General features: G+C 53.5%; 22 protein-coding genes. 9 read left to right on the forward strand and 13 right to left on the reverse strand.

What is annotated here, in order from left to right; genetic code table 11:
• Together J7I43_RS23410 and J7I43_RS23415 are read left to right on the forward strand one after the other, a co-directional pair.
• Nucleotides 1-1,371 (forward strand): substrate import-associated zinc metallohydrolase lipoprotein, encoded by a 1,371-nt coding sequence (locus tag J7I43_RS23410; protein ID WP_209148423.1) that lies wholly within the window; start codon nucleotides 1-3, stop codon nucleotides 1,369-1,371.
• A gap of 11 nt (nucleotides 1,372-1,382) precedes the next feature.
• Entirely contained in the window at nucleotides 1,383-2,699 is a 1,317-nt protein-coding gene (locus tag J7I43_RS23415) for a DUF4302 domain-containing protein (RefSeq protein ID WP_209148424.1), read from the forward strand.
• A 97-nt stretch (nucleotides 2,700-2,796) separates the two neighbouring features.
• Here J7I43_RS23415 and J7I43_RS23420 read toward each other — a convergent pair whose 3' ends face one another.
• Both J7I43_RS23420 and J7I43_RS23425 read right to left on the reverse strand, forming a co-directional pair.
• A complete protein-coding gene (locus J7I43_RS23420; RefSeq protein WP_209148425.1) occupies nucleotides 2,797-3,564 on the reverse strand; it encodes a hypothetical protein in 768 nt (255 codons plus the stop codon).
• A gap of 117 nt (nucleotides 3,565-3,681) precedes the next feature.
• Nucleotides 3,682-4,059 carry a winged helix-turn-helix transcriptional regulator gene (locus tag J7I43_RS23425; RefSeq protein ID WP_209148426.1) on the reverse strand — a complete coding sequence of 126 codons (378 nt, stop codon included), beginning with the start codon at nucleotides 4,057-4,059 and terminating at the stop codon, nucleotides 3,682-3,684.
• A 113-nt stretch (nucleotides 4,060-4,172) separates the two neighbouring features.
• Between J7I43_RS23425 and J7I43_RS23430 the strand changes: the two genes are divergently transcribed.
• On the forward strand, nucleotides 4,173-4,769 hold the full coding sequence (locus tag J7I43_RS23430) for an FMN-dependent NADH-azoreductase (protein ID WP_209148427.1): 597 nt from the start codon (nucleotides 4,173-4,175) through the stop codon (nucleotides 4,767-4,769).
• 66 nt (nucleotides 4,770-4,835) lie between these two features.
• Here J7I43_RS23430 and J7I43_RS23435 read toward each other — a convergent pair whose 3' ends face one another.
• Nucleotides 4,836-5,483, reverse strand: a complete 648-nt coding sequence (locus J7I43_RS23435) for a MarR family winged helix-turn-helix transcriptional regulator (RefSeq protein ID WP_209148428.1) — start codon at nucleotides 5,481-5,483, stop codon at nucleotides 4,836-4,838.
• Between the two features lie 116 nt (nucleotides 5,484-5,599).
• Between J7I43_RS23435 and J7I43_RS23440 the strand changes: the two genes are divergently transcribed.
• Nucleotides 5,600-6,070, forward strand: a complete 471-nt coding sequence (locus tag J7I43_RS23440; RefSeq protein ID WP_209148429.1) for a hypothetical protein — start codon at nucleotides 5,600-5,602, stop codon at nucleotides 6,068-6,070.
• A gap of 18 nt (nucleotides 6,071-6,088) precedes the next feature.
• On the opposite strand, the gene J7I43_RS23445 is transcribed toward J7I43_RS23440, so the two are convergent.
• Nucleotides 6,089-6,946, reverse strand: coding sequence for an ankyrin repeat domain-containing protein (locus J7I43_RS23445; protein WP_209148430.1), 858 nt, complete (start codon nucleotides 6,944-6,946; stop codon nucleotides 6,089-6,091).
• A gap of 277 nt (nucleotides 6,947-7,223) precedes the next feature.
• Here J7I43_RS23445 and J7I43_RS23450 point away from each other — a divergent pair, with 277 nt between their 5' ends.
• Together J7I43_RS23450 and J7I43_RS23455 are read left to right on the forward strand one after the other, a co-directional pair.
• Complete coding sequence (locus J7I43_RS23450) at nucleotides 7,224-10,043, forward strand: TIM-barrel domain-containing protein (protein WP_209148431.1); 2,820 nt, start codon at nucleotides 7,224-7,226, stop codon at nucleotides 10,041-10,043.
• A 30-nt stretch (nucleotides 10,044-10,073) separates the two neighbouring features.
• On the forward strand, nucleotides 10,074-11,801 hold the full coding sequence (locus J7I43_RS23455) for a glycoside hydrolase family 9 protein (RefSeq protein ID WP_209148432.1): 1,728 nt from the start codon (nucleotides 10,074-10,076) through the stop codon (nucleotides 11,799-11,801).
• Between the two features lie 123 nt (nucleotides 11,802-11,924).
• Here the strand turns inward: J7I43_RS23455 and J7I43_RS23460 are convergent, their stop codons facing one another.
• The 4 genes from J7I43_RS23460 to J7I43_RS23475 all read right to left on the reverse strand — a co-directional run bounded on the left by J7I43_RS23460 (nucleotide 11,925) and on the right by J7I43_RS23475 (nucleotide 14,276).
• Nucleotides 11,925-12,341, reverse strand: coding sequence for a DUF3471 domain-containing protein (locus tag J7I43_RS23460; protein WP_209148433.1), 417 nt, complete (start codon nucleotides 12,339-12,341; stop codon nucleotides 11,925-11,927).
• Between the two features lie 25 nt (nucleotides 12,342-12,366).
• A complete protein-coding gene (locus J7I43_RS23465) occupies nucleotides 12,367-12,801 on the reverse strand; it encodes a hypothetical protein (RefSeq protein WP_209148434.1) in 435 nt (144 codons plus the stop codon).
• Nucleotides 12,802-12,843: 42 nt separating this feature from the next.
• Nucleotides 12,844-13,302, reverse strand: a complete 459-nt coding sequence (locus J7I43_RS23470) for a hypothetical protein (RefSeq protein WP_209148435.1) — start codon at nucleotides 13,300-13,302, stop codon at nucleotides 12,844-12,846.
• A 386-nt stretch (nucleotides 13,303-13,688) separates the two neighbouring features.
• A complete protein-coding gene (locus J7I43_RS23475) occupies nucleotides 13,689-14,276 on the reverse strand; it encodes an RNA polymerase sigma factor (protein ID WP_209148436.1) in 588 nt (195 codons plus the stop codon).
• A 145-nt stretch (nucleotides 14,277-14,421) separates the two neighbouring features.
• Between J7I43_RS23475 and J7I43_RS23480 the strand changes: the two genes are divergently transcribed.
• The 3 genes from J7I43_RS23480 (at nucleotide 14,422) to J7I43_RS23490 (ending at nucleotide 16,810) form a co-directional block, all read left to right on the forward strand.
• Complete coding sequence (locus J7I43_RS23480; RefSeq protein ID WP_209148437.1) at nucleotides 14,422-14,571, forward strand: hypothetical protein; 150 nt, start codon at nucleotides 14,422-14,424, stop codon at nucleotides 14,569-14,571.
• Between the two features lie 69 nt (nucleotides 14,572-14,640).
• On the forward strand, nucleotides 14,641-15,627 hold the full coding sequence (locus tag J7I43_RS23485; RefSeq protein ID WP_209148438.1) for an ABC transporter ATP-binding protein: 987 nt from the start codon (nucleotides 14,641-14,643) through the stop codon (nucleotides 15,625-15,627).
• A 40-nt stretch (nucleotides 15,628-15,667) separates the two neighbouring features.
• A complete protein-coding gene (locus J7I43_RS23490) occupies nucleotides 15,668-16,810 on the forward strand; it encodes a methionine aminotransferase (protein ID WP_209148439.1) in 1,143 nt (380 codons plus the stop codon).
• A gap of 1 nt (nucleotide 16,811) precedes the next feature.
• Here the strand turns inward: J7I43_RS23490 and J7I43_RS23495 are convergent, their stop codons facing one another.
• The 5 genes from J7I43_RS23495 to J7I43_RS23515 form a co-directional block, all read right to left on the reverse strand.
• The gene (locus J7I43_RS23495) at nucleotides 16,812-17,696 is read right to left on the reverse strand and encodes an SMP-30/gluconolactonase/LRE family protein (RefSeq protein WP_209148440.1); all 885 of its coding nucleotides are present in this window, start codon (nucleotides 17,694-17,696) and stop codon (nucleotides 16,812-16,814) included.
• Nucleotides 17,697-17,746: 50 nt separating this feature from the next.
• Nucleotides 17,747-18,040 (reverse strand): thioredoxin, encoded by a 294-nt coding sequence (gene trxA / locus J7I43_RS23500; RefSeq protein ID WP_209148441.1) that lies wholly within the window; start codon nucleotides 18,038-18,040, stop codon nucleotides 17,747-17,749.
• Nucleotides 18,027-18,566: a DsbA family protein gene (locus tag J7I43_RS23505; RefSeq protein ID WP_209148442.1), complete on the reverse strand. Its 540-nt coding sequence runs from the start codon at nucleotides 18,564-18,566 to the stop codon at nucleotides 18,027-18,029. Before J7I43_RS23505 ends, trxA begins: the two co-directional genes overlap by 14 nt.
• Before the next feature lie 4 nt (nucleotides 18,567-18,570).
• Nucleotides 18,571-19,035 carry a redoxin domain-containing protein gene (locus tag J7I43_RS23510; protein WP_209148443.1) on the reverse strand — a complete coding sequence of 155 codons (465 nt, stop codon included), beginning with the start codon at nucleotides 19,033-19,035 and terminating at the stop codon, nucleotides 18,571-18,573.
• Nucleotides 19,036-19,117: 82 nt separating this feature from the next.
• Nucleotides 19,118-21,007 (reverse strand): gamma-glutamyltransferase family protein, encoded by a 1,890-nt coding sequence (locus tag J7I43_RS23515; protein ID WP_209148444.1) that lies wholly within the window; start codon nucleotides 21,005-21,007, stop codon nucleotides 19,118-19,120.
• Between the last annotated feature and the right edge of the window lie 57 nt (nucleotides 21,008-21,064).

Consider the following 21,064-nt stretch of genomic DNA (forward strand, 5'->3'; position numbering starts at 1 on the left):
ATGAAACTCAAACATATATTCTACGCAGGTTTCGGTGTGCTGCTGCTCGCGGGCGCCCCTTCCTGCAAGAAATCAGAAACGCTCGATGTGGATATGTCGCGATACAATGTAGACAATCCCCCGCCCACCGAGCTCGACAACTGGATCACTTCCAACCTCACCGATCCTTACAATATCCAGCTGGTGTACCGTTTTGAAAGAGGGCTGACCGATGTGGGCAAAGACATTTCGCCGGTAAAGCTCGATAAAGTAAAACCCACGGCCGAGGCTATCCTCAACATTTTTCTCAAAACCTACGAGAAAGTGGCCGGGCCTGCTTTTATTAAAACCTACACGCCGAAACAGTTCGTACTGTATGGTTCCCCTTCCTATAATTCCAACGGAACGATCACGCTCGGCACGGCAGACGGCGGCCGCCGCGTAGTGCTGTACGAGCTGAACGATCTCGACTTCACCAATGCCGCGCAGGTAAGCCGCAAGATGCGCACCATTCACCACGAGTTCACGCACATCGTGAACCAGATGATCGCCATCCCGCCGGAATTCAGGCAGGTAACGAAGGCGGAATACAACGAGGACTGGACCTCCGCTTCCGCCGCCACCGCGCAAAAACAGGGTTTTGTTTCCACCTACGCCAGCAGCCAATACACGGAAGATTTCGCGGAAATGACCGCGCACCTGCTCGTGGAAGGCCAGCTCTGGTTCGATGCATACGCCAAAGCAGCAGGTGCGGACGGGCAGGCAAAGCTGAAAAGAAAAGAAGCGCTGGTGGTGGACTATTTCAGACAATACTTCAACATCAACTTCCGTGAGCTGCAATACGAAGTAGCGAAAGTGCTGCGCGAAAAATATAACGACAACAGCAAATCGTTCCTGTACGCCTTACAAAACAATATGATCGCCAACCCGCTGGTGGTGGATTTCAACGGCGGCGCGCATTATGCGGAGTACGGGCAGTCCGCCAAGTTCAAAGAAGTGTGGGACGCGGTGATCGCGGGGCTGGGCGTGAACAACCGCAGGCCCGTATCTTTCAGCATCGTGATCAAATCCGCCACCGAACTGCAGGTGCAGCACAACTACACCAACGCCTCCGGTTCCAGCTTTTTCGCCTGGTACGATTTTAAGATCAACGTGGCGCCGAACGGGGACATTACGTTCGAACACTTCGATTCCGGCGCTACGGACACACAGTACAACAACGGGCGCAATTCGCAGGTGAAAGCGGGTTTCAAGCCGTTTCACGACTACCTGGAGGGACATGTTTTCCGCGGCGACTGGATACCCGAATCCGCCGGTCCGCTTAACTTCCTCAAGTTCGGCGGCTTCTACGTGAAAGACGATCCGTCCAATTACTTCTATGGTAAATTCTAAACGAACAAAGCATGAAAAAACTACTCTATATACTTTTTACGGCTTCCCTGTTTGCAGCCTGTCAAAAAGATTCGGCCAGGGTTTTTGAGGAACAGCCGGAAGAAAGGATGACGGCGCGGATCAACGAGCTGAAAACGGGCCTGCTGAGCTCGGAGCACGGATGGAAAGCGTCGCTGACCACTTCCGCCAGGGGCGGTTACGGTTTCTATATGGACTTCGACGCGGCGCAATCGGTAGTGATGGTAGCCGATCTCAACGACGAAACCGCCACCACGGCAAACACTTCATCGTTCCGCATCAAATGGGTGATGAACGCGACGCTGATATTCGATACCTACAATTACATCTCGCTGCTGCACGACCCCACGCCTTCGTCTTACGGCGGCACGGCGGGCTCAGGCCTGCAAAGCGACGTGGAATTCGAGTACCAGCGCACCAGCGGCGACACCATCGTGCTGCGTGGCTTCAAATATAAAAACGAGCTCATCCTGGTGAAAGCCACCGGTGAAGAAAAAAGCCGTTTTCTCGGCGCGGATTACAAAGCCAACATCGACGGCGTGAACGATTATTTCGCCACGCATGAGAATAACTATACGTCTGTGAACGGCATCACAAATAAAGTGGAATTCGTATTGGACAAATCCGGTAAAACCGCCAGCTTCCAGTATGTGGAGGAAAACGGCGATGTAAAACAGGTGAAAGGCAAATTCAATTATGAAGACGTGGGCATCCGGTTCGCCGCCGGTTTTGAACTGAACGGCGTTACTTTCGTAAAAGGCGGACTGGAAAACGGCGTGTTTGTACTGTACGACAACAAAGGCGGCCGGTACGAGATCAAACAGAACGATCTGCCTATCCTGCCCATGCCCGCCCTGTTCGCTTACAACGGCACCTACCGCGAGCTGTACATCGGCAGCGGGTTGCCCGTGGGCGTAACTTCCGGGTTCAATGAGGCGTACCAGAACTGTGTTGACAAGTTCAAGGCGATGAATCCTTCGCGTACGCTGCTGGACGTTCGTTTTACGCTCGCCAATTCCACCACGGCAACGGTTACGACGCGCAACAACAACGGCACGTCCACTTTCACGGCGGTAGCTTCATATAAGTATACCTATGAAAATGGCGTGATCACGCTGAGCAATCCCTCTTACGACGGCAACTGGACTGCCCGGGGGATACAGTTCTCGGACATTCAGTTTTACTTTGAGTATGCCGGCCCTTTCAGGGTAGATTATGTGAAAAGTTCAGACCCGGGCGTGGTGAACCTCGGGGGGCTTTACCCCGAAGCGGACAACAGTTCCTTCTTTTACGGAAGCCTTAGAAAATAAAATGCGGAGGGTGTATCAAATGATACACCCTCTTTTTTTGGGGAAACATCTTTATTTTTCTGTGGGGTTATGGTGTTGAAGTGCGATTTATCCGCTGTTAAAATCTTCTCAATGCAAGAGGTACCTGTTGTTTGAAATGTTCCATGCCAGGCCCTTCCCGGTGAATTCGCACGCCATCTTCCGCAAATCCGAAAATCGGATACGAGCCTTTTTCTCCTGCCGCTGTTGCGGTGATAATGAACGGGATGTTTCGTTGCTGCGCGAATTTCATGGCTTTGTCCAGCGCAGTGATGGAACCTTCGTGATGCCCGCTGATATTGCAGCTTGTGCATAGCGGCCCGCCATAGTTTTTCCCTTCCCAGATCTCATCCGGCGCATAATGCCTGAAAGAATTTTCGACCTGCCTGAACAGTTCGCGCAAAACGCCGTCCAGCAGCAGGCCCTGGTGCGTACCGCTGCGGATGGTTTTGGAGTGAAAACCTGCGTTTCGGAACTGAAGGCGGATAAAGCTGCCGGTCATGCCGCTGAAATGTTTGCCGGTATTAAATTGCGCGGGCAACGTTTCCTGCCGCGCCTGCGCGAGGAAAGAACGCAGGCTGCCGATGGCGGTGCCGTAATTTTTTCCTGCCAGCCGCATTTTGCAATCATCGAGCTGGCGTGCACCTTCCGTAGTGGGTGCGGCCAGCAGTGCGTACACGCTGGGCAGCTGGATCAATATGGGATGCCGGTGAATGGTTTGTACGGCCAGGGCCATGGCGCCGGGCTGATGAATATTGACCAGCGCTACGGCCGGCCGAGGCGAAAGGCGCGGGAATGGTTTGCTGATTTTGGGGCTGGCTGTTTCCAGCGGGAAGATCGTTTGCATAACGGCAGTTTTTTTGAACCGGGGAATGATCCAAAACTACTGCCGGTGCGGCTGTGCTTCACGGCGTTTTAACGAAGGGCGGTTCCGGGTTCACGGAAAGGGCGCCCGGTTTAATGGTCAGGCTTTTGCGGCGTTCAGTTCCTTGCTCATTTCCATAACATGTTTCCGGTGCCGGCTGCCCCAGGCGCCGAGCAGGTTCACGATCTCGGACAACGATTTGCTGTAGGGCGTCAGTTCGTAGATCACCTGCGTGGGGTTTCCCGCGATTTCCACACGTTGCAGGAAGCCGTTCAGTTCCATGTCTTTTAATTCTTTGGATAACACCTTCGGCGTAATGCCGTCGATGGCGCGTTCTATTTCGTTGAACCGGTTGGCGCCGCCCAGCATGGCGACCATCACCATCATTCTCCATTTTCCGCTGATCGCGTATAAAGCGTCGCGCACACCTTCCATCGTGGCCTTGCATTTTTCCGGGTTACGTTCGTTCTCACTCATTTTTTAGCAGGATTTGATGATCTGCTATCCTCCAGGATACCGCTATCCCGCTGGATAGGAGCAGCTTTTGTAAAGCTAGCGAAAATAATTTTGCATAGACAAAAGAACAAAACATGAAAATATTACATCTCATTTCAAGCCCGAAACAGGAAGGCTCTTTCAGCGTTCAACTGGGCAACGATATCGTGGCAAAACTGCAATCCAAATATCCCGGGAGCACGGTAGTGACGCGCAACCTCGGCGCCACGCCTTTTCCGCATCTCGAAGAAGTACATTTCACATCGTTCTTCACGCCGGCGGAAGCCCGTACAGACATGCAGGTGAACGCGCTGAAACACTCGGACGAGGCGGTGGCGCAGCTGATGGAGGCGGACATTATCGTGATAGGCGTGCCCGTGTACAACTTCGCCATTCACTCTTCGCTCAAAACCTGGATCGATCACGTGGTGCGCGCCGGGGTTACTTTCAAATACGGGGAAAACGGGCCGGAAGGTTTGGTGAATGGCAAAAAGGTTTACCTGGCAATCTCTTCGGGCGGCGTTTTCAGCGACGACAGCAGGAACGGACTGGATTTCAGCGAGCCTTACCTGAAAGCCATCCTGGGCTTTATCGGTTTAAAAGACATTACCACCTACCGCGTGGAAGGCCTGGCGATTCCGGGCGTAAAGGAACGCGCGCTCGAAAGAGCGGTGGAAGCAGTGGCCGTATAAATTGTGCCTGGTTTTTTCGTGGCCTTCTCCGGAAAGGGGAGGGCCATTTTGTTTTGAAGGAAGCCGTTATGCTTTTCCTTCCATCACTTCTTCGAACACTTCCTCAAAAGGCCGCCCGCGGTGTTTGGGCCAAAGGGCGGAAAATTTTATCTCGACGTTTTTCAGCAGCTGTATGCACAGCTGTTTATCGTCTTCCGTGAGCTCGCTCAACATCATCGCCGCCATTTTTTTCACCCTCGGAAAACTCGCCAAGATCGTTTTTTCGCCCTTGGCGGTAAGCTCGATGCGTTTGGAACGTTTGTCTTCCTGATCGTCGTACTCCCTGATCAGCCCGCGTTTCATCATCCTGCCCAACATATCGGTGCCGCTGCTCAGCTCGAACAGGTTGGCGTAGATCACCTCCGTTTTCCGGGGATTTTTTTCCTGCTGAATAGTGAGCAATATGCCGAATTCCTCGATCTGGTTGAGATCGGTTCCTTTCAGGGCGAGGTTGGCGTAAGAAAAATTGAGCTTGTGTACCCGACCGATGATCTTTAATAATAACCCGTCGGTTAACGGCGGCACCACGCCGCCCGTTAGCGGGGCTTTGGGCTCTTTTCCTTTGGGGCGCTGCCTTTGCGCGAGGTAATGACGGCAAAAGTCTTCCAGGTCCCCGTCAGGATGGTTCTCTTCGAACGCTCCCCAGGCTTTCACCAGTGCAACAGTTTTATTCATAAATCGTTATTTCGATTTCGAAGCAAATGTAAAAAAATTGCTTCGGGTATCATTGTTTTATTCCGTTAACGTCTTATATTTGATAGATATTAATTCGAAAACGAAATACTTTTACCATGACGACCATGACTATTTACCACATCGCGCTGATCATTCACATTACGGGACTGGCCGTGATGGCGGGCGCAACTATTCAGGACTTCTCCGTGTCTGCGCAGTTCTGGAAATATTTCGCCACCGATCGCACGCGCGGGCTGGCGATCCGCGAGGCGAGGGCCAGGTCTCCGCTGTTTTTTGCGGTCGGCGGGCTTTGTCTCATTCTTTCGGGCGTTACCATGATGTTCCTCACCAAAGGGGTGTACGGAGAACAGGTGTGGTTCCGGATCAAGTTTGCGCTGGTGCTGATCGTGATCGTCAACGGCATTATCGTAGGCAGGCTGCAAAAGGGGAGGCTGGGCAAAATGCTGGAGCAGCAGGCGCCGGAGAGCAGTTTGCTGAAAGTGAAAAACCTGATCGGCCGGTTCCATTTCGCGCAATTGCTCCTTTTCCTGACGATCTTTTGCCTGAGCGTGTTTAAATTCAACTGATCCTTTTCCCATATAATTTTATTTATCCTTTAAATATGCCTCGATGGCGGCAAATTTTTCCTTTTCACCGGGTGGCGTTTCGTTGGTGTGCTGCATGTACTGCGACCAGCCCAGCGGCGTGCCGTGATAAATGAGATCTGCCAGGCGTGTGTCTGCACCGGCTTCCACCAGCAGCATGACCGCCTCCAGCGAACCGGAAGAAACGGCCTGGTGCAGCGCCGTGGCGTGATAATGGAACCCGTAACCTTCAGTAGGCAGCGCGTTGATATTCACGCCATGCCGCAGCAGCAGCTCCAGCATATCCGCATACCCGTAAAACGCGGCGGCCACAAATGCCACTTGTCTTTCCGCTTCGTTGGAACGGTCCAGCAGCGCGGGCAACCAGTCTGTACGGCGAAGGCATACCGCTGCCGCCAGCGTCAGTTCGCCGCCGCGGTCGATGAGCCGTTGCGCCGCATCGATATTATTATGCGCCAGCGCGCCGATGCCCGTGCCGGGATTCGCGCCGTTATCTATTAAAAGGTCTATCAGCGGCAGCTGCACGCCCTGCTCGCGCGGTACGCGGCCGGTAGCCACCAGCGCCAGCGCATAATCCAGCTGCTCCTGCAACAGTTCGGGCGCATGCAGTCGAACGGCTTTGATGATCGCCGCGGCGATGCGCGGGATGTTTTGAGGAAGATGATCGTTGGTAACAGGATTGTCTGCAATGAACCAAAGCAGGTAAGGATGTTTGAAATACCCGTCTTCCGGGATGTCGCGGCGATGCGACGCCAGCTGGGGATGCCAGGCAAGCAGGTGCTCCAACTCGGGCAGATCGCCGGAGCCGATCGCGTTCACCGCTTTTTGAAAGATCGCTTCTGTAATGGCGAATGGCATAAAGTCGGTTTAATGGCTGATGTTAATTTACTGAATTTTGCCGCCAGCCCGAAGCAGCATTCCTGTCTTTGAAAAAATCGTTATTGATAATCAACCAAATAGAAAGGACGGTATACATTTTAATACCTAATTATCAACATATGCCTACCCCCGCAGAAGGCATGACCGGGTAAATTTGAGCGTGACCGGCTACCAGGTCATCCACGGAAATATTTGAGAAACGAACATTATGGCATTCAGGCAACTTCTGCGCACAGCATTTTTTTCAATTTTATTTTTGCAGCCCATCCCCAGTTTTGCGGGCGACCCGGTAAAGTTCATCCGCGAAAAGGATGGCGTAACGGTATTCCCGGAAACCTATCTTTCCGGCAATGCAAGAGCGGTAAAACTGCAGGTGATCACAGACAACATTATTCGTGTGATGGCTTCGCCGGGAAAAGAAATTCCCGGGCGTAAAAGCCTGATCACCGTGTACAGTCCGCCCTCGGCGGATTTTACGCTTACCGAAAGTACCGATAAGGTCACGGTGCAAACTTCTTCCCTCACCGCAACGGTCACACTGGCCACCGGCGCCGTTGTTTTTACGGATAAAAACGGCAGGCCCCTGCTGGCGGAACGGCCGCATAACGGCAGAAACCTGCAGCCCGCGGTATTCGAAGGCCAGTCCGTTTACGGCATCACGCAAACTTTTGAAACTACCGATGGAGACGCGTATTATGGCCTCGGTCAGCACCAGGACGATATATTTAATTATCATCACCGCCAGGTGTTCCTTTTTCAGAACAATACCGAAGTGGCGGTGCCATTTTTGATCAGCCGGAAAAATTACGGCATCCTGTGGGACAATTATTCGCTCACCAAAGCCGGCGATACAAGGGAATACCTGCCGCTTTCGCGCCTGCAGCTGTTTTCCGCCAAAGGCGAGCCCGGCTGGCTCACCGCGTCGTACAGCAACCAGCGGCAACACCCGGAGAAAGTCGCGTTCACCCGCGCGGAATCCATAATTGATTATCCTTATCTCGACGATAGTAAAAAAAATCTGCCCGCGGACTTTGCCGTCAAAACCGGCGTGCTTACCTGGGAAGGTTCCATCGCTTCGGACTTTAGCGGCTTGCACACGCTTCGTTTCACCTACGGCGGTTACCTGAAAGTTTGGGTAAACGGCAAACTGATGGCCGACAAATGGCGGCAGGCATGGAACCCCGGTACCGCATTGCTGGAGATCGACCTGGAAAAAAATAAAAAATACCCGGTAAAGATCATGTGGACGCCGGACGGCGATGTGTCTTACATCAGCGCCCGCTGGATCAATCCCGTGCCGGAAGCAGACCGCAATGCCTTTACCATTCAGTCCGAAGCCGGGCAATTCCTCGACTACTACTTTATTCACGGCAATAACATGGACGAAGTAGTGAGCGGTTACCGGCAGCTTACCGGCAAAGCGCCCATCGTTCCGAAATGGGCCATGGGTTTCTGGCAGAGCCGCGAACGTTATAAAACGCAACACGAACTGCTACAGGCCGTGGCGGAATACCGGAAAAGAAAATTGCCGCTGGACAATATCGTACTGGACTGGAGTTACTGGAAAGAAGACGCCTGGGGCAGCCAGGAGTTCGACCCGCAGCGGTTTCCATCGCCTGACAGCATGATACAGGCGCTGCACGAGCGTTATCATGCGCGGTTCATGATCTCGGTATGGCCCAAATTTTACGAAGGCATCCCGGCGTACCGGGAGTTCGACAAACAGGGCTGGCTGTACCGCCGCAATATTGCTGACCGGCAGCGGGACTGGATAGGGAAGGGGTACGTGTCCACTTTCTACGACGCATTCAACGAAAGGGCCCGTCGTGGTTTCTGGGAGCTGCTGCATAAAAAATTATACAACAAAGGTGTGGATGCCTGGTGGATGGATGCCAGCGAACCGGATGTGCTCAGCAATGTGTCGCCCGAGAAACGCAAGGAGCAGATGTCGCCCACGGCAAACGGCACCGCCGCGGAATACCTGAATGCATACCCGCTTGAAAACGCGAAAGGCATTTACAACGGCCAGCGCAGTGTGGATGCGGACAAGCGGGTGTTCCTGCTTACGCGCTCCGGGTTTGCGGGCTCGCAGCATTACGCCGCGGCCATCTGGAGCGGGGATATTGCGGCGAGATGGGAAGACATGCGCACGCAGATCTCCGCCGGGCTGAATTTTTCGCTTTCCGGTATTCCTTTCTGGACGATGGACATCGGCGGGTTTGCGGTGGAGCCGAGATATGAAAAGCCTACGGCTGCAGATCTTGAGGAATGGCGGGAATTGCAGGCGCGGTGGTTCCAGTTCGGTTCGATGGTACCGCTGTTCCGCTCCCATGGCCAGCTTCCGTTCAGGGAAATTTATAACATTTCGCCGGAAGGCCATCCTGCCTATAAAAGCATGCAATATTACAGCCGGCTGCGTTACCGGCTGATGCCATACATTTATACGCTGGCCGGTATGGCATATCACCGCGATTACACGATCATGCGCGCGCTGGTAATGGATTTTCCGGAAGATGAAAATGTGCGCGAGATCGGCGATCAGTTTATGTTCGGGCCGTCGTTGCTGGTGAGCCCGGTGTATGTTTACAAAGCCCGCGAGCGCAGCCTGTACCTGCCTTCCGGCGGCGGCTGGTACGATTTTTATTCCGGGAAATATTTTGACGGGGGGAAACGCATCACGGTTGCCGCGTCTTACGAAACCATGCCGGTGTTCGTGAAAGAAGGCTCCATCCTGCTTTCCGGGCCGGCGTTGCAATACACGGCGGAGAAAAAGGCGGATACGGTCACTGTGCATGTTTATACGGGAAAGGACGCGGAATTTACTTTGTATGAAGATGAGGACACGAATTACAACTACGAAAAGGGCGCTTTCAGCAATATCACTTTCAGTTACAAAGAAGCCGGCGGTACTTTAACGATCGGCGGGCGGCATGGCGAATTTCCCGGCATGCTTCGTGATCGTGTTTTCCGCGTGGTTTGGATAAGCCGTAACGAGCCGAAGGGCTGGAACCCGGAGGGGAAAGCGGATGAAGTGGTGCGGTACAGCGGGGTGACGGTGAAATTAGTAAAGAAGTAATAGTATATTTCATAAAACAGGTTGAACGTTATGAAAGGAACCATAGTTTGTATGTTACTGGCTTTGCCCGCGATGGCGCAGCAACGGATACAATTGAACCAGGCCGGTTTTTACCCCTATGCGCCGAAGATCGCAGTGGTGACGGGAAGTAATTCCGGAGAAAATTTTTACGTCGTCGCCGGGAATGGGAAAGACACCCTGTTCAGCGGACGGTTAGGCACGGAGCAACGTTCCGCCAATTCTTCCACGCTTACACGCATCGCTGATTTTTCGGTGGTGACGAAAGAAGGGCAATATGTGCTGGTAGTGCCCGGTGTGGGCGCGTCGTATTCTTTCGCGGTGTCGAAGGATGCATTAAAAAAACCGGCAGCAGCCAGCCTGAAAGGATTTTATTTCCAGCGGTCGAATATAACGCTGGAAGAAAAATATGCGGGAAAATGGCATCGCAGTGCGGGCCACCCGGACGATACCGTGTATGTACATGCCTCCGCGGCCGGCCCCGGGCGCCCTGCCGGTACGGTGATCGCTTCGCCGGGCGGCTGGTACGATGCCGGCGATTATAACAAATACATCGTGAACTCGGGTATTTCAATGAGCTCGTTATTGTCAGCTTATGAAGATTTTCCCGCGTATTACGCCTCGCTCCGCACAGCCATTCCCGAAAGCGGCAACGCCCTGCCCGACATCCTGGACGAAGCCGTGTATAATCTCCGGTGGATGCTCACCATGCAGGACCCAGCGGATGGCGGCGTGTACCACAAATGCACCAACGCATCGTTCGACGGCATGGTGATGCCCGGCGTCACTAAATTACCGCGTTACGTGGTGCAGAAAAGCACCGCGGCCGCGCTGGACTTTGCGGCGGTAACCGCGCAGGCGGCGCGTGTGCTGAAAACGTTCAGCCCCCGGTTGTCTGACAGCTGCCTGAAAGCCGCCGCTGCGGCCTGGCAATGGGCGGAAAAGAATCCCGCGGCGATGTACGACCAAAATGCGATGAACAAACAATTCCAGCCTGCCGTTACTACCGGCGCTTATGGCGACAATGACCTAAAAGACGAATGGAGCTGGGCCGCAGCTGAAATGTATATCACCACGAAAAACGAACGTTATTATGGAATTTTCAAAGAGCACTTAAAAGATAATGTTTCGCTGCCCACCTGGCGCAACGTGGCAATGCAGGGATATTACACGCTGCTGCGGGCTTCGGGCGACCTGCCCGCTGTGCGGGAAGACCTGCCTTTGATCAAAGAACGCGTGCTGCATTTGGCGGACGGGTATGTTAGCAAACAGCCGGGGAATGCATTCAGAACGGTGATGGGCCAGTCCCGCCGCGATTTCAGCTGGGGCGGCAGTTCGGTAGCGGCCAACCAGGGAATTTTGTTGTTATACGCGTGGCGGCTTACGAATAAACAGCACTACCTCGATGCGGCGCTCAGCAATATGGATTACCTGCTGGGCCGCAATGCCACCGGTTATTCCTTTTTAACCGGCTCAGGCAGTAAACCTGTGATGCATCCGCATCATCGCCCGTCTATTGCAGACGGCATCGAAGATCCTGTGCCGGGGCTGCTTTCAGGCGGCCCCAACCCCGGCAGGCAGGATAGTTGTTATTACCAGTTCACAGAGCCGGAAACGGCCTTTTCCGACACGGCCTGCTCGTATGCTTCCAACGAGATCGCGATCAACTGGAATGCCCCGCTGGTGTACCTCGCCAATGCACTGGAAGCGCTGAAGAAAAAGGCACGGTATGTGAAGTGAAAACGGTTTCCCGGGGAAATGCTCTTTGGCTGAAGGAGATCCGCTATTTCGTCGCCTCTTTTACGGAACACGTAAATGGCCACATGGTTCCGATACACATCATCTTTAGCGGAGAACTGTTCATCATTTCTTTTTCGTCGCTAACACGGACTGGTCGCCTTTGGAAAGCTGGAGCGCGGCTACCTGTCCATAGCTGTCCATTTCAAACTGCATGAGAATCGCTTTTTCAGCCACATAGAACTGGTGCTGGCCGGTGCGCACCATCAGGTGTTTGTGCCCGCTGGTGGGTATGCCGTACAGTTTGCCGTTTTCCAGTACCACCGTCAGGTCAGGATCGTCGGGAATGGCGTAGGTGCCGGTGTATACTGCAAACATCTTCAGTGAATCCGGCGTGTTCGGATTCGCCGGAAGGGAATCCCGGGTAGCAGTACCTTGAGAAACGGATTGTCCTTTGAGATGGCCGCCTGTCAATGCGCCAGCGAGACAGATCAGGACAAAACATTGCCAGGCCCCGGAGGGCAATAAAGATTTTCGGTTCATATTTTTTTGATTTAAAGTGAAATGATCAGGGGCGTTCGTTGTATCTGAGGTACAGGAAATAGGCGAGATAACTCAGTGCGATGCTGAATGCCATGATCGCGAGGGAATGAATATCCAGCGGAAGCGTGTAATACACAACCAGGAACCCCAGGCCTGCACCGGCGAGCATCAGGCACCATTTGAGGGCCTGCGAGCGGAGGTCGCGGTTCACCGGTTGAAGGAACTGCTCGGCTACTTTTTCCGATACGCCTTTATCGACCATTTTGGAACGCAGGCGGTGTTCCAGCACCGCTTTGACGATGTACAGCACGAATGCGCATACCAGGTACAGCATGATCAGCATGGCAGGGATCGTGAGAAGCTGGGCGCTGAATTCCCGGTTGTCCGCCAGGCGGAAGTTTTCGGCGAAAAGCGCCGCGGGCGTCAGCACTGTAACCATCAGTACGAATGTCTTCTTCATTTTGGGTGTGTTTTAATCTTTATTTCAACATCATGAATTGGCTTAATAATATTCCAGCCGTGCCATTTTTTGCCCGTGGCGGCTGAGTATGTCCGTTACCAACCACAACAGCAGCAGGGTGGCGGCCGGACCGAGACAGAACAGCAGGTAGGGGAGCGAACTGTTGAAAATGCCGGCGAGATCTTTCCTGAATGCATAACCTCCAATTCCGAGCGGCAATACGGCTCCCAGCACTATCACCAGTACCGGTAACCATCCGGACTTTCGCATGGTTTGCGGTTTCCCGGGCACCGGCAGCTGCGGCAGCACCAGCGCTTTTACATCAAAGTCGAACACGGCGGGCGGCGATGATTGAATACCTGAAAACATCCGCTGGTAGGCGGCTACAGCTTCGCGGCATGTTTTACATTGCTCCAGGTGCGCCGAAGCTTCGGGATGGTAATAGTTTTTATCCAGTGCAAATACCTGTATGATTTCGTCGTTTACATGTGCATTGCTCATAAGTTATTTTTTTACCGGTAGCGTCCATTAGTCTTGTTCTGCCCTTCCTTTTTGCTTCTTTTAATATCTCTCTTTCTTTACATCTTATTCTTTCACATTCCGGTTTTTCGTTGTCATTTCTTTTCCAAAACCTGTCCTCAAATTCTTCTTCGTTCAAATTCCCGGGTGCATCTCTCTCAAATTTCTCTTCATCACATTTCCTCCAAACCATTCTACATTATACTTCTCTCCAACCAATATCTTTTGCATTTGCCATCAACACATTTTTCATCAAACATTCCCTTACCACACTTCCGCTACACATCTCTCTCAAATTCCCGTTCATCACATTTCCATCATCACACTTACCTCAAACCCAATATTCATCCACATCCCCCAAACCCTCATCACCCATCCCCATCGTCCCCGCGCGGCTTCATCTCTTTCTCCCCGTAATACCACGACAGCCGTTCCTTCAACGCCTTCCGCGCCCGGAAAAGATAATTTTTTACCGTGCCTTCCGGCATGCCCGTGATCTCGCCGATCTCCCCATAACTCAACTCCTCCTGGTGATACAACGTCAGCATCGTACGATACACCGGCTGCAGCTTCTCCATGCCCGCCTGTAAAATACCCGCCAGTTCCTTCCGGTACATCTGCCCGTCCGCAGTGGTTTGACCCGGCCCGTCCACCGGTTCCCCGGGGTAAAACAACTTCTTCCGCCGCAAATAATCCATACACGCATTATAACTGATCTGCGCAATCCACGTTGACAACTTCGATCCATGTTTAAACAACCCCAGGCTCCGGTACGCTTTCAGGTAGATCTCCTGCGCAAGGTCCTTCCGGTCCTCCACGTTACTCACCATTCTGCACACGATCTGCGCAACCAGCTTCTCCGTATTACCGATAATGATCCCGAAAGCCTGAGCGTCGCCACTCAAAGCCCTGTGAACCAGTTGCTTGTCAGCCAGTTTATCGGGATCAGGAATCATTTGCTCTATATGACGGGCTTGGTTGAATAATGTTGCAGAATCATGAAAATAAATTTTAAACCGCACTTTTGTCGCATCACGCCCCTTTTTTTGACGCGCCGCACTGCCTTCCGTCTATAACATCCCCGCCGGCCGCTACCTCTCCATGACCGTCAAACCCTTCGGCCCGCAACTATCTAAATTCCCGCAGTTTTTCCAGGAACTGCCCGGTCACCCCATGGCCAAACCAGGCTCCATCGGGGTAGAACACTACAAAACCCTCGACACCGCCGTGCTGATGGTGCAGGTACGCTAAAAATGTATTTTCTTTGATGACTGTAACTGGAACGCACTTTGCAGTAGCGCACCGGCCAAAGACATCGATATGCATTTATTACAGGTTTCTGATATATACAGGAAAGATCAGCTGGGATTTGAACTGAAACCCATCTCATTTACGCAGCGGCAATTCCAGAAACTAGCCATAGCAGGAGCTTCCGGCTCGGGGAAAAGCACGTTGCTGCGCATTATCGCGGGCTGGATACAGCCTGACGGCGGACAGGTGCTGTTTGATGGAAAAAAAGTGAAAGGCCCTGACGATCAGCTCATTCCCGGGCATCCGCAAATAGCCTATCTCTCCCAGCATTACGAGCTGCGCAACAATTACCGCGTGGAGGAACTGCTGGGTTACGCCAATAAACTTACGCAGGAACAGGCCAACCGCCTGTTCGAAATATGCCGCATCGCGCATCTCGTAAAACGGAAAACAGACCAGCTTTCCGGCGGGGAAAAACAACGCATCTCCCTGGCAAGGCTGCTGCTCACCATGCCCACGCTGCTGCTGCTGGACGAGCCCTACAGCAATCTCGACCTCATTCATACCCGCATTCTCAAAGAAGTGATCCACGATCTCGGGAACGAGCTGGATATTACCTGCCTGCTGGTGTCGCACGATCCGGACGACATCCTGCCCTGGGCGGACGAGCTCATTATCATAAAAGACGGCGCCATCGTGCAGCAGGGACCGCCCGCGGAACTGTACCGCAAGCCGGCGAACGAATACGTGGCCGGACTGCTGGGCGATTACCATCTTTTTACGCCCGATAAGGCAAAGGTATTTTCACTGATGCCCGGCATGAGCGTTAACGGCAAAAACATGTTCGTCCGCCCCGAACAGTTCCGCATCGTGCGCGAAGGCACGGACGCGCTGAAAGGCCGCGTAAAAGCAGTGTATTTCGGCGGAAGTTACCACGATGTGGAAGTGGAAGTACCGGGCAACGTGATCCGCGTAAGGACTACTGCCGGCAATTATAAAAAGGGGGAAGCGGTGTTTGTTTCGCTCTCCCCGAAAGGCCTCTGGTACATGCCGTAAACGTGTTTTTGTTTATTTTGAAACATAAACTTTTCTGACCTTGAACCTTACCTCGAAGCTGCCCGGCTGGGGCACTACCATTTTCAGCGTAATGAGCGCGCTGGCGGCCGAACACCGTTCGGTGAACCTCGGCCAGGGTTTCCCCGACTTCCCGATGAACCAGGAACTGATCGCGAAAGTGAACGAAGCGATGTACAACGGCTTCAATCAATACGCGCCCATGCAGGGTTACCTGCCCCTGCGCGAAACGCTCGCGGAAAAAGTGAAATTCCTGTACGGTACGGATGTTGATCCGGACAGCCAGATCACCATCACGCCGGGCGGCACTTACGGTATTTACACTTCGCTTACAACAGTGCTGCAGCCGGGCGACGAAGTGATCATTTTCGAGCCGGCGTACGACAGCTACGTGCCGAACGTGCTGGTGAACGGGGCGGTGCCGGTGATGATAGACCTGCAATTCCCGGGGTATAAGATCAACTGGGAAGAAGTACGCGCGAAGATCACGCCGCGCACCCGCATGATCATGATCAACACGCCGCATAACCCTACGGGCGCGGTGTTGAGTGAAAACGACATCAAGGAGCTGCGGAAGACGGTGGAAGGAACGGATATTTTTATCCTGAGCGACGAAGTGTACGAACATCTTATCTACGACAATATTCCCCACCAAAGCATTTTGCGTTATCCTGACCTGCTGGAAAGAAGTTTCGTGTCTTTTTCATTCGGGAAATTGTACCACTGCACCGGCTGGAAACTGGGTTATTGTATCAGCTCGCCGGCATTGATGGCGGAATTCAGGAAAGTGCACCAGTACAACTGCTTCAGCTGCCACAGCCCTTCGCAGGTGGCGCTGGCGGGTTTCCTGCGCGACAGGGATTCTTATTTGCAATTAGGCAATTTCCTGCAGGCCAAACGCGACCATTTCCAGGAGCTGATGGCGCAGACGCGTTTTACGCCGATGCCCAGCCATGGCAGTTATTTCCAATGTTATCAATACCACCGCATCAGCGACGAAAGCGACCATGCATTTGCCGTGCGGCTCACGAAGGAATTCGGCGTTACGCCGGTGCCGGTGTCCGCATTTTATCAAAACGGGAAAGACCACAAAGTGCTCCGTTTTTGTTTTGCGAAGAAGGATGAAACGCTGGAAAAAGCGGCGGAGCTGCTGCTGAAGGTCTAGTTTATTCGATCCCTTTTACGTTCATTTTTAAGGTATACACGGATGTTCCGGCGGTCAGGAAAAGCTCGTCGCGGTTCTTCCCGCCAAAACATGCATTTGCCACCCACTTTTCCGGAACGGGGATATGCGAGATCTGCCTGCCTTCGGTGTTAAACACAAATACGCCGTTGCCGCAGATGTAAAGATTGCCGCGCTCATCGAGCGTAATGCCGTCGCCGCCTTTATCCGTGAAAAGGATGCGGTTGGCGAGCGAGCCGTCTGCCTGAATTTCGTAACGGTAGGTTTTGTTATCGCCGATGTCTGCCACGAAAAGATATTTCCCGTCTGGCGAGCCCACGATGCCGTTGGGTTTTTTGATATCGTCCGCCACCATCACCGGCTCTTTTTTGCCCGGCGCCAGGTAATACACGCGCTGGGAATCGATCTCCGGTTTTTTTCTTTCCCAGTAATTGCGCTGGTAATACGGGTCGGTGAAATAGATATTGCCGTTGGGATGGATCCAGAGATCGTTGGGGCCGTTGAGTTTCCTGCCTTCGTAGTTGTCCATCAGCACGGTATGTTTGCCCTTTTTGGTAAATGCCCGGAGCTCGTTATGATCGTCTGCACAGGCAATGATCCGCCCTTTTTTATCGATGTACAGCCCGTTGGAACGGCCGCTGGGAGAGGCGAACTCAACGAGCTTGCCGTTGGTGCGGTAGATCCATATTTTATCGTTGGGCTGATCGGTGAAATAGATATTTCCTTTTTTATCGCGCGCGGGGCCTTCGGTAAAACTGAATTGTTTGGACACCAGGTTTAATTTGGCGCCGTCGGCAACCAGTTTCTGCAGCGAATCGGACTGTGCCCGGGCGGAAAGCGTGAGCAGCAGCAAGGCGGCTATTTTCATGTGGAATCTTTGTTTCCGTCAAGATAATAAAAAAAGGGTGTAAAGTATAACTATACGGATTGCAGTTGCCGCAGCAGGCTGTTTTTGTCCGTCATCCCCGCATGCCGCCAAACGATCCGCCCTTTCCTGAAAATGATGAACGTAGGCACGGCGCTTACGTTGAACTGCATGGCCGCCGCCTGGTTTTTGTCGATGTTCACTTTTACCACGCGGGCCTTGCCTTCCACGGCTTTCGCCACTTCTTTGATCACGGGCGTCATGGCGTGGCAGGGCTGGCACCAGTCTGCGTAAAAGTCTACCAGCACCGGCTGGTCCGATTGAATAAGGTCGTTAAATGCTCCCATGGTTTGCTGTATTTTTTTGAAGGGCGGCCATGATGGAATCCCGGTCGTAGCCGCCGTTGTACCTGATCTCGTTGATGAAAAATGTGGGCGTGCCGTTCACGCCGCTGCGAACGCCGCTTTCGAAGTCCGCGTCCACTTTGTCTTCCAGCTCGCGGTCGTTGATGTCTTTTTCGAACTGTTGCATGTCCAGCCCGATGGTTTCCGCGAATGCCCATAATGCTTCGGCGCTAAGCTGCTGCTGGTTTTCGAAGATGATGTGGTGCATGGGCCAGAACTTTCTTTGCCTGCCTGCCGCTTCCGCCGCGATGGCCGCGGAAAGCGCCAGCGGATGGGCGGTTGAAAGCGGGAAATGACGGTACGCGAAACGCAGGCCGTGGCCCAGTTCCCGTACGATCTCTTCCACAATGGGATAGGCTTCGCCGCAATTCGGGCATTGGAAATCGCCGTATTCCACGAGGGACACCGGCGCATTGGCGTTGCCCCTTACATGGTCCAGTTTGGTGATGGGCGGTTTCAGTTTCGACATCGGCTCATTTTTTTGCGTTGATCTTCCGGAGCGCGTTCAGGATACCGTCTGCCCCGGGGTTTACAGATGGCGGCGACAAGTAATGCCAGCGAACGATGCCTCCGGCGTCCAGCACGTAAAGGGCGCGCTCGCAAAGACCTTCTTTTTCGTCGTACGCCCCGTAAGCCTTCGCCACGGCGCCTTTCGGTTCAAAGTCGGCCAGCAGGGGGAAGTGCAGGTTGCGGCTTTGCATGTAGGCCTGGTGGCACCACCTGCCATCTACTGAAATGCCGACGATGGCGGCATTCTCTTTCCGGAACAGCTGGAGCATTTCGTTGTAAAGCGACACCTGGTCGCCGCACACAGGGCTCCAGTCTGCCGGGTAAAATGCGAGGATGAGGTTTTTGCCGGAATAGTCCTTTAGCGAATGCTGCTGGTCTGGTGTTGAATAAAGCCGGAAATCCGGCGCTGCGCTTCCGATCGGTAACATGCCACACGATTTAAATGCTGGAAATGAGGTTTTTTCGCTGTATTATAAAAGTACGATCAAAAACCGTGCACACCGTTCCGGCTTACCACCCGATGCCGTAATCTTCGCCATGGTTGCTGCTGCCGCCCCAGATGCTGCCATGCAGCCGGTCGAGGAAGATGGCGTTAATGGGGCCGCTGCTGCGCGGGGTGAAACTGAGCGAATACCCCATTTTTTTGAGGGCTTCGCGGGTACTGTCCGGCGTACGGCTGTTCAGCAAAATGCTGCCGGGTTTGGGCATGCGTTCTTTCAGGGTGGTGCCGCCCAGGCTCAGCCACAGCTGGTTGCTGTTGATGTTCGGCGCTTCGGTAGCCTGCTGCACCGTCATGCCGAATTCGACCATATTGAGGAAAAATTGCAGCAGGTTCTGGTCCTGTGTATCGCCGCCCTGTACGGCAAAAGAAAGATAAGGTTTGCCGTCTTTCAGCGCCATGGACGGCGTGAGGGTCACACGGGGGCGTTTGCCCGGGGCGATCACGTTAAAGGGGCTGAGCGCCGAATCGAGCACGAAGCTCTGCGCGCGCTGGCTCATGCCTACGCCCGTACGGCCCGCGATGCAGGCGGGTAGCCATCCTCCGCTGGGAGTGATGGATACCACCCAGCCTTCTTTGTCTGCCGCTTCCACGCTGGTGGTGCCGCGCCACAGGCGGTCCATATAAGCGCTGTCTGCTTGCATGTAAGCCACTGCATCGTGTTTCGGCACAAAAAGGTCGTTTTTCTTTTCCAGCGTGGTGTCGGAATATAATTTTCTTTCTTCCAGGAATTTCAGCAGCGGGTTCTTTTTCCCTTCAAACGGATACGGGTCGCCCGGCCCCGCGGCGGCATCGTTGTGCGCGAGGTTGATCTGCGCGGCGCGTTGTTTTGCATATTCTTTGCTGAGCAATCCTTTTATGGGTGGATGTGAAAAGTATGGATCGCCATAATAAAAATCGCGGTCGGCGAACGTGAGGTTCAGCACCTGGTACAGGGTGTGGATGTATGCAGGGGAATTGAAGCCCATTTTTTTAAGATCGAAATTTTCCAGGATGTTCAATCCCTGCAGCAGCACGGGGCCTTGCGTCCATTCCTGCAGTTTGTACACTTCGATGCCTTTGTAATTTACATGCAGCGGTTCTTCCTCTAACGGTTTCCATTTCGCAAGGTCTTCCATGGTGATCAGCCCGCCCTGCTCCTGGCAGCCGCGCACGAACTCCTTCGCAATGTCTCCTTTGTAGAACCGGTTGTACGCCGCCATAATGGCTTCTTTCCGGCTTTTTTTATTTTTCAGCGCCTGTTGTTCCGCTTCGACCATTTTGGTGAGGGTGGCCAGGAGGTCTTTTTGTACAAAGATCTCCCCCGCCTCGGGCGCTTCTCTATTTTCCCCGGGATGCGTGAGAAAAACGTTTTTGCTGTAAGGCCACTGTTTGATGTAATTTTTCCCCCGCTCGATGCTGTTGGCCGTCTGCGCTTCGATGGGGTAACCGGCGGCCATTTCCATGGCGGGCGCCAGCACTTCTTTGAGGCTCATGGTGCCGTATTGGCTCAGCATATAACAAATGCCGCCGGGCGTGCCGGGCGTTACCGCCGCCAGCGGACCGTATTCCGGGGGGAAGTTGAAGCCTTTGGATTTATAAAATTCCGGGGTGGCGCCGGTGGGTGCAACCCCCAATGCATTGATGGCGATCACCTTGCCGGTTTTCGGGTTGTAAATGAGGGCCTGCGTTTCGCCGCCCCAGCTGAGCACGTCCCACATGGTGCAGGTAGCCGCCAGCATGGCGCATGCCGCGTCTACGGCGTTGCCGCCTTTCTGGAAGATCATCGCGCCGGCGGTGGCGGCCAGCGGTTTGCCGGTTACGGCCATCCAGTATTTGCCGTGCAGCGGCGGCTTTTGTGTTTGCTGTGCGAAACCGGCCGCGGCCAGCAGCAGGAATAGGGGAAGGAAGATTCGTTGCATGATCCTAAGTTAATAAAAAACGAAGGAAGGCGGCACGCACAAAAACAAAAAGGGCGT

This window comes from Chitinophaga chungangae, from assembly GCF_017742215.1.
Taxonomy (GTDB): domain Bacteria; phylum Bacteroidota; class Bacteroidia; order Chitinophagales; family Chitinophagaceae; genus Chitinophaga; species Chitinophaga chungangae.

Excerpts from the sequence above, each read along its gene's own strand:
- J7I43_RS23425 (WP_209148426.1), bottom strand. The coding sequence starts at position 4,059 with ATGAGTGAGAACGAACGTAACCCGGAAAAATGCAAGGCCACGATGGAA.
- J7I43_RS23505 (WP_209148442.1), bottom strand. The coding sequence starts at position 18,566 with ATGTCGAAACTGAAACCGCCCATCACCAAACTGGACCATGTAAGGGGC.
- J7I43_RS23445 (WP_209148430.1), bottom strand. The coding sequence starts at position 6,946 with ATGCCATTCGCCATTACAGAAGCGATCTTTCAAAAAGCGGTGAACGCG.
- J7I43_RS23480 (WP_209148437.1), top strand. The coding sequence starts at position 14,422 with ATGACCGTCAAACCCTTCGGCCCGCAACTATCTAAATTCCCGCAGTTT.
- J7I43_RS23430 (WP_209148427.1), top strand. The coding sequence starts at position 4,173 with ATGAAAATATTACATCTCATTTCAAGCCCGAAACAGGAAGGCTCTTTC.
- J7I43_RS23485 (WP_209148438.1), top strand. The coding sequence starts at position 14,641 with ATGCATTTATTACAGGTTTCTGATATATACAGGAAAGATCAGCTGGGA.
- J7I43_RS23510 (WP_209148443.1), bottom strand. The coding sequence starts at position 19,035 with ATGTTACCGATCGGAAGCGCAGCGCCGGATTTCCGGCTTTATTCAACA.
- trxA (WP_209148441.1), bottom strand. The coding sequence starts at position 18,040 with ATGGGAGCATTTAACGACCTTATTCAATCGGACCAGCCGGTGCTGGTA.
- J7I43_RS23470 (WP_209148435.1), bottom strand. The coding sequence starts at position 13,302 with ATGAGCAATGCACATGTAAACGACGAAATCATACAGGTATTTGCACTG.
- J7I43_RS23410 (WP_209148423.1), top strand. The coding sequence starts at position 1 with ATGAAACTCAAACATATATTCTACGCAGGTTTCGGTGTGCTGCTGCTC.
- J7I43_RS23495 (WP_209148440.1), bottom strand. The coding sequence starts at position 17,696 with ATGAAAATAGCCGCCTTGCTGCTGCTCACGCTTTCCGCCCGGGCACAG.
- J7I43_RS23440 (WP_209148429.1), top strand. The coding sequence starts at position 5,600 with ATGACGACCATGACTATTTACCACATCGCGCTGATCATTCACATTACG.
- J7I43_RS23415 (WP_209148424.1), top strand. The coding sequence starts at position 1,383 with ATGAAAAAACTACTCTATATACTTTTTACGGCTTCCCTGTTTGCAGCC.
- J7I43_RS23455 (WP_209148432.1), top strand. The coding sequence starts at position 10,074 with ATGAAAGGAACCATAGTTTGTATGTTACTGGCTTTGCCCGCGATGGCG.
- J7I43_RS23460 (WP_209148433.1), bottom strand. The coding sequence starts at position 12,341 with ATGAACCGAAAATCTTTATTGCCCTCCGGGGCCTGGCAATGTTTTGTC.
- J7I43_RS23475 (WP_209148436.1), bottom strand. The coding sequence starts at position 14,276 with ATGATTCCTGATCCCGATAAACTGGCTGACAAGCAACTGGTTCACAGG.
- J7I43_RS23435 (WP_209148428.1), bottom strand. The coding sequence starts at position 5,483 with ATGAATAAAACTGTTGCACTGGTGAAAGCCTGGGGAGCGTTCGAAGAG.
- J7I43_RS23515 (WP_209148444.1), bottom strand. The coding sequence starts at position 21,007 with ATGCAACGAATCTTCCTTCCCCTATTCCTGCTGCTGGCCGCGGCCGGT.
- J7I43_RS23420 (WP_209148425.1), bottom strand. The coding sequence starts at position 3,564 with ATGCAAACGATCTTCCCGCTGGAAACAGCCAGCCCCAAAATCAGCAAA.
- J7I43_RS23465 (WP_209148434.1), bottom strand. The coding sequence starts at position 12,801 with ATGAAGAAGACATTCGTACTGATGGTTACAGTGCTGACGCCCGCGGCG.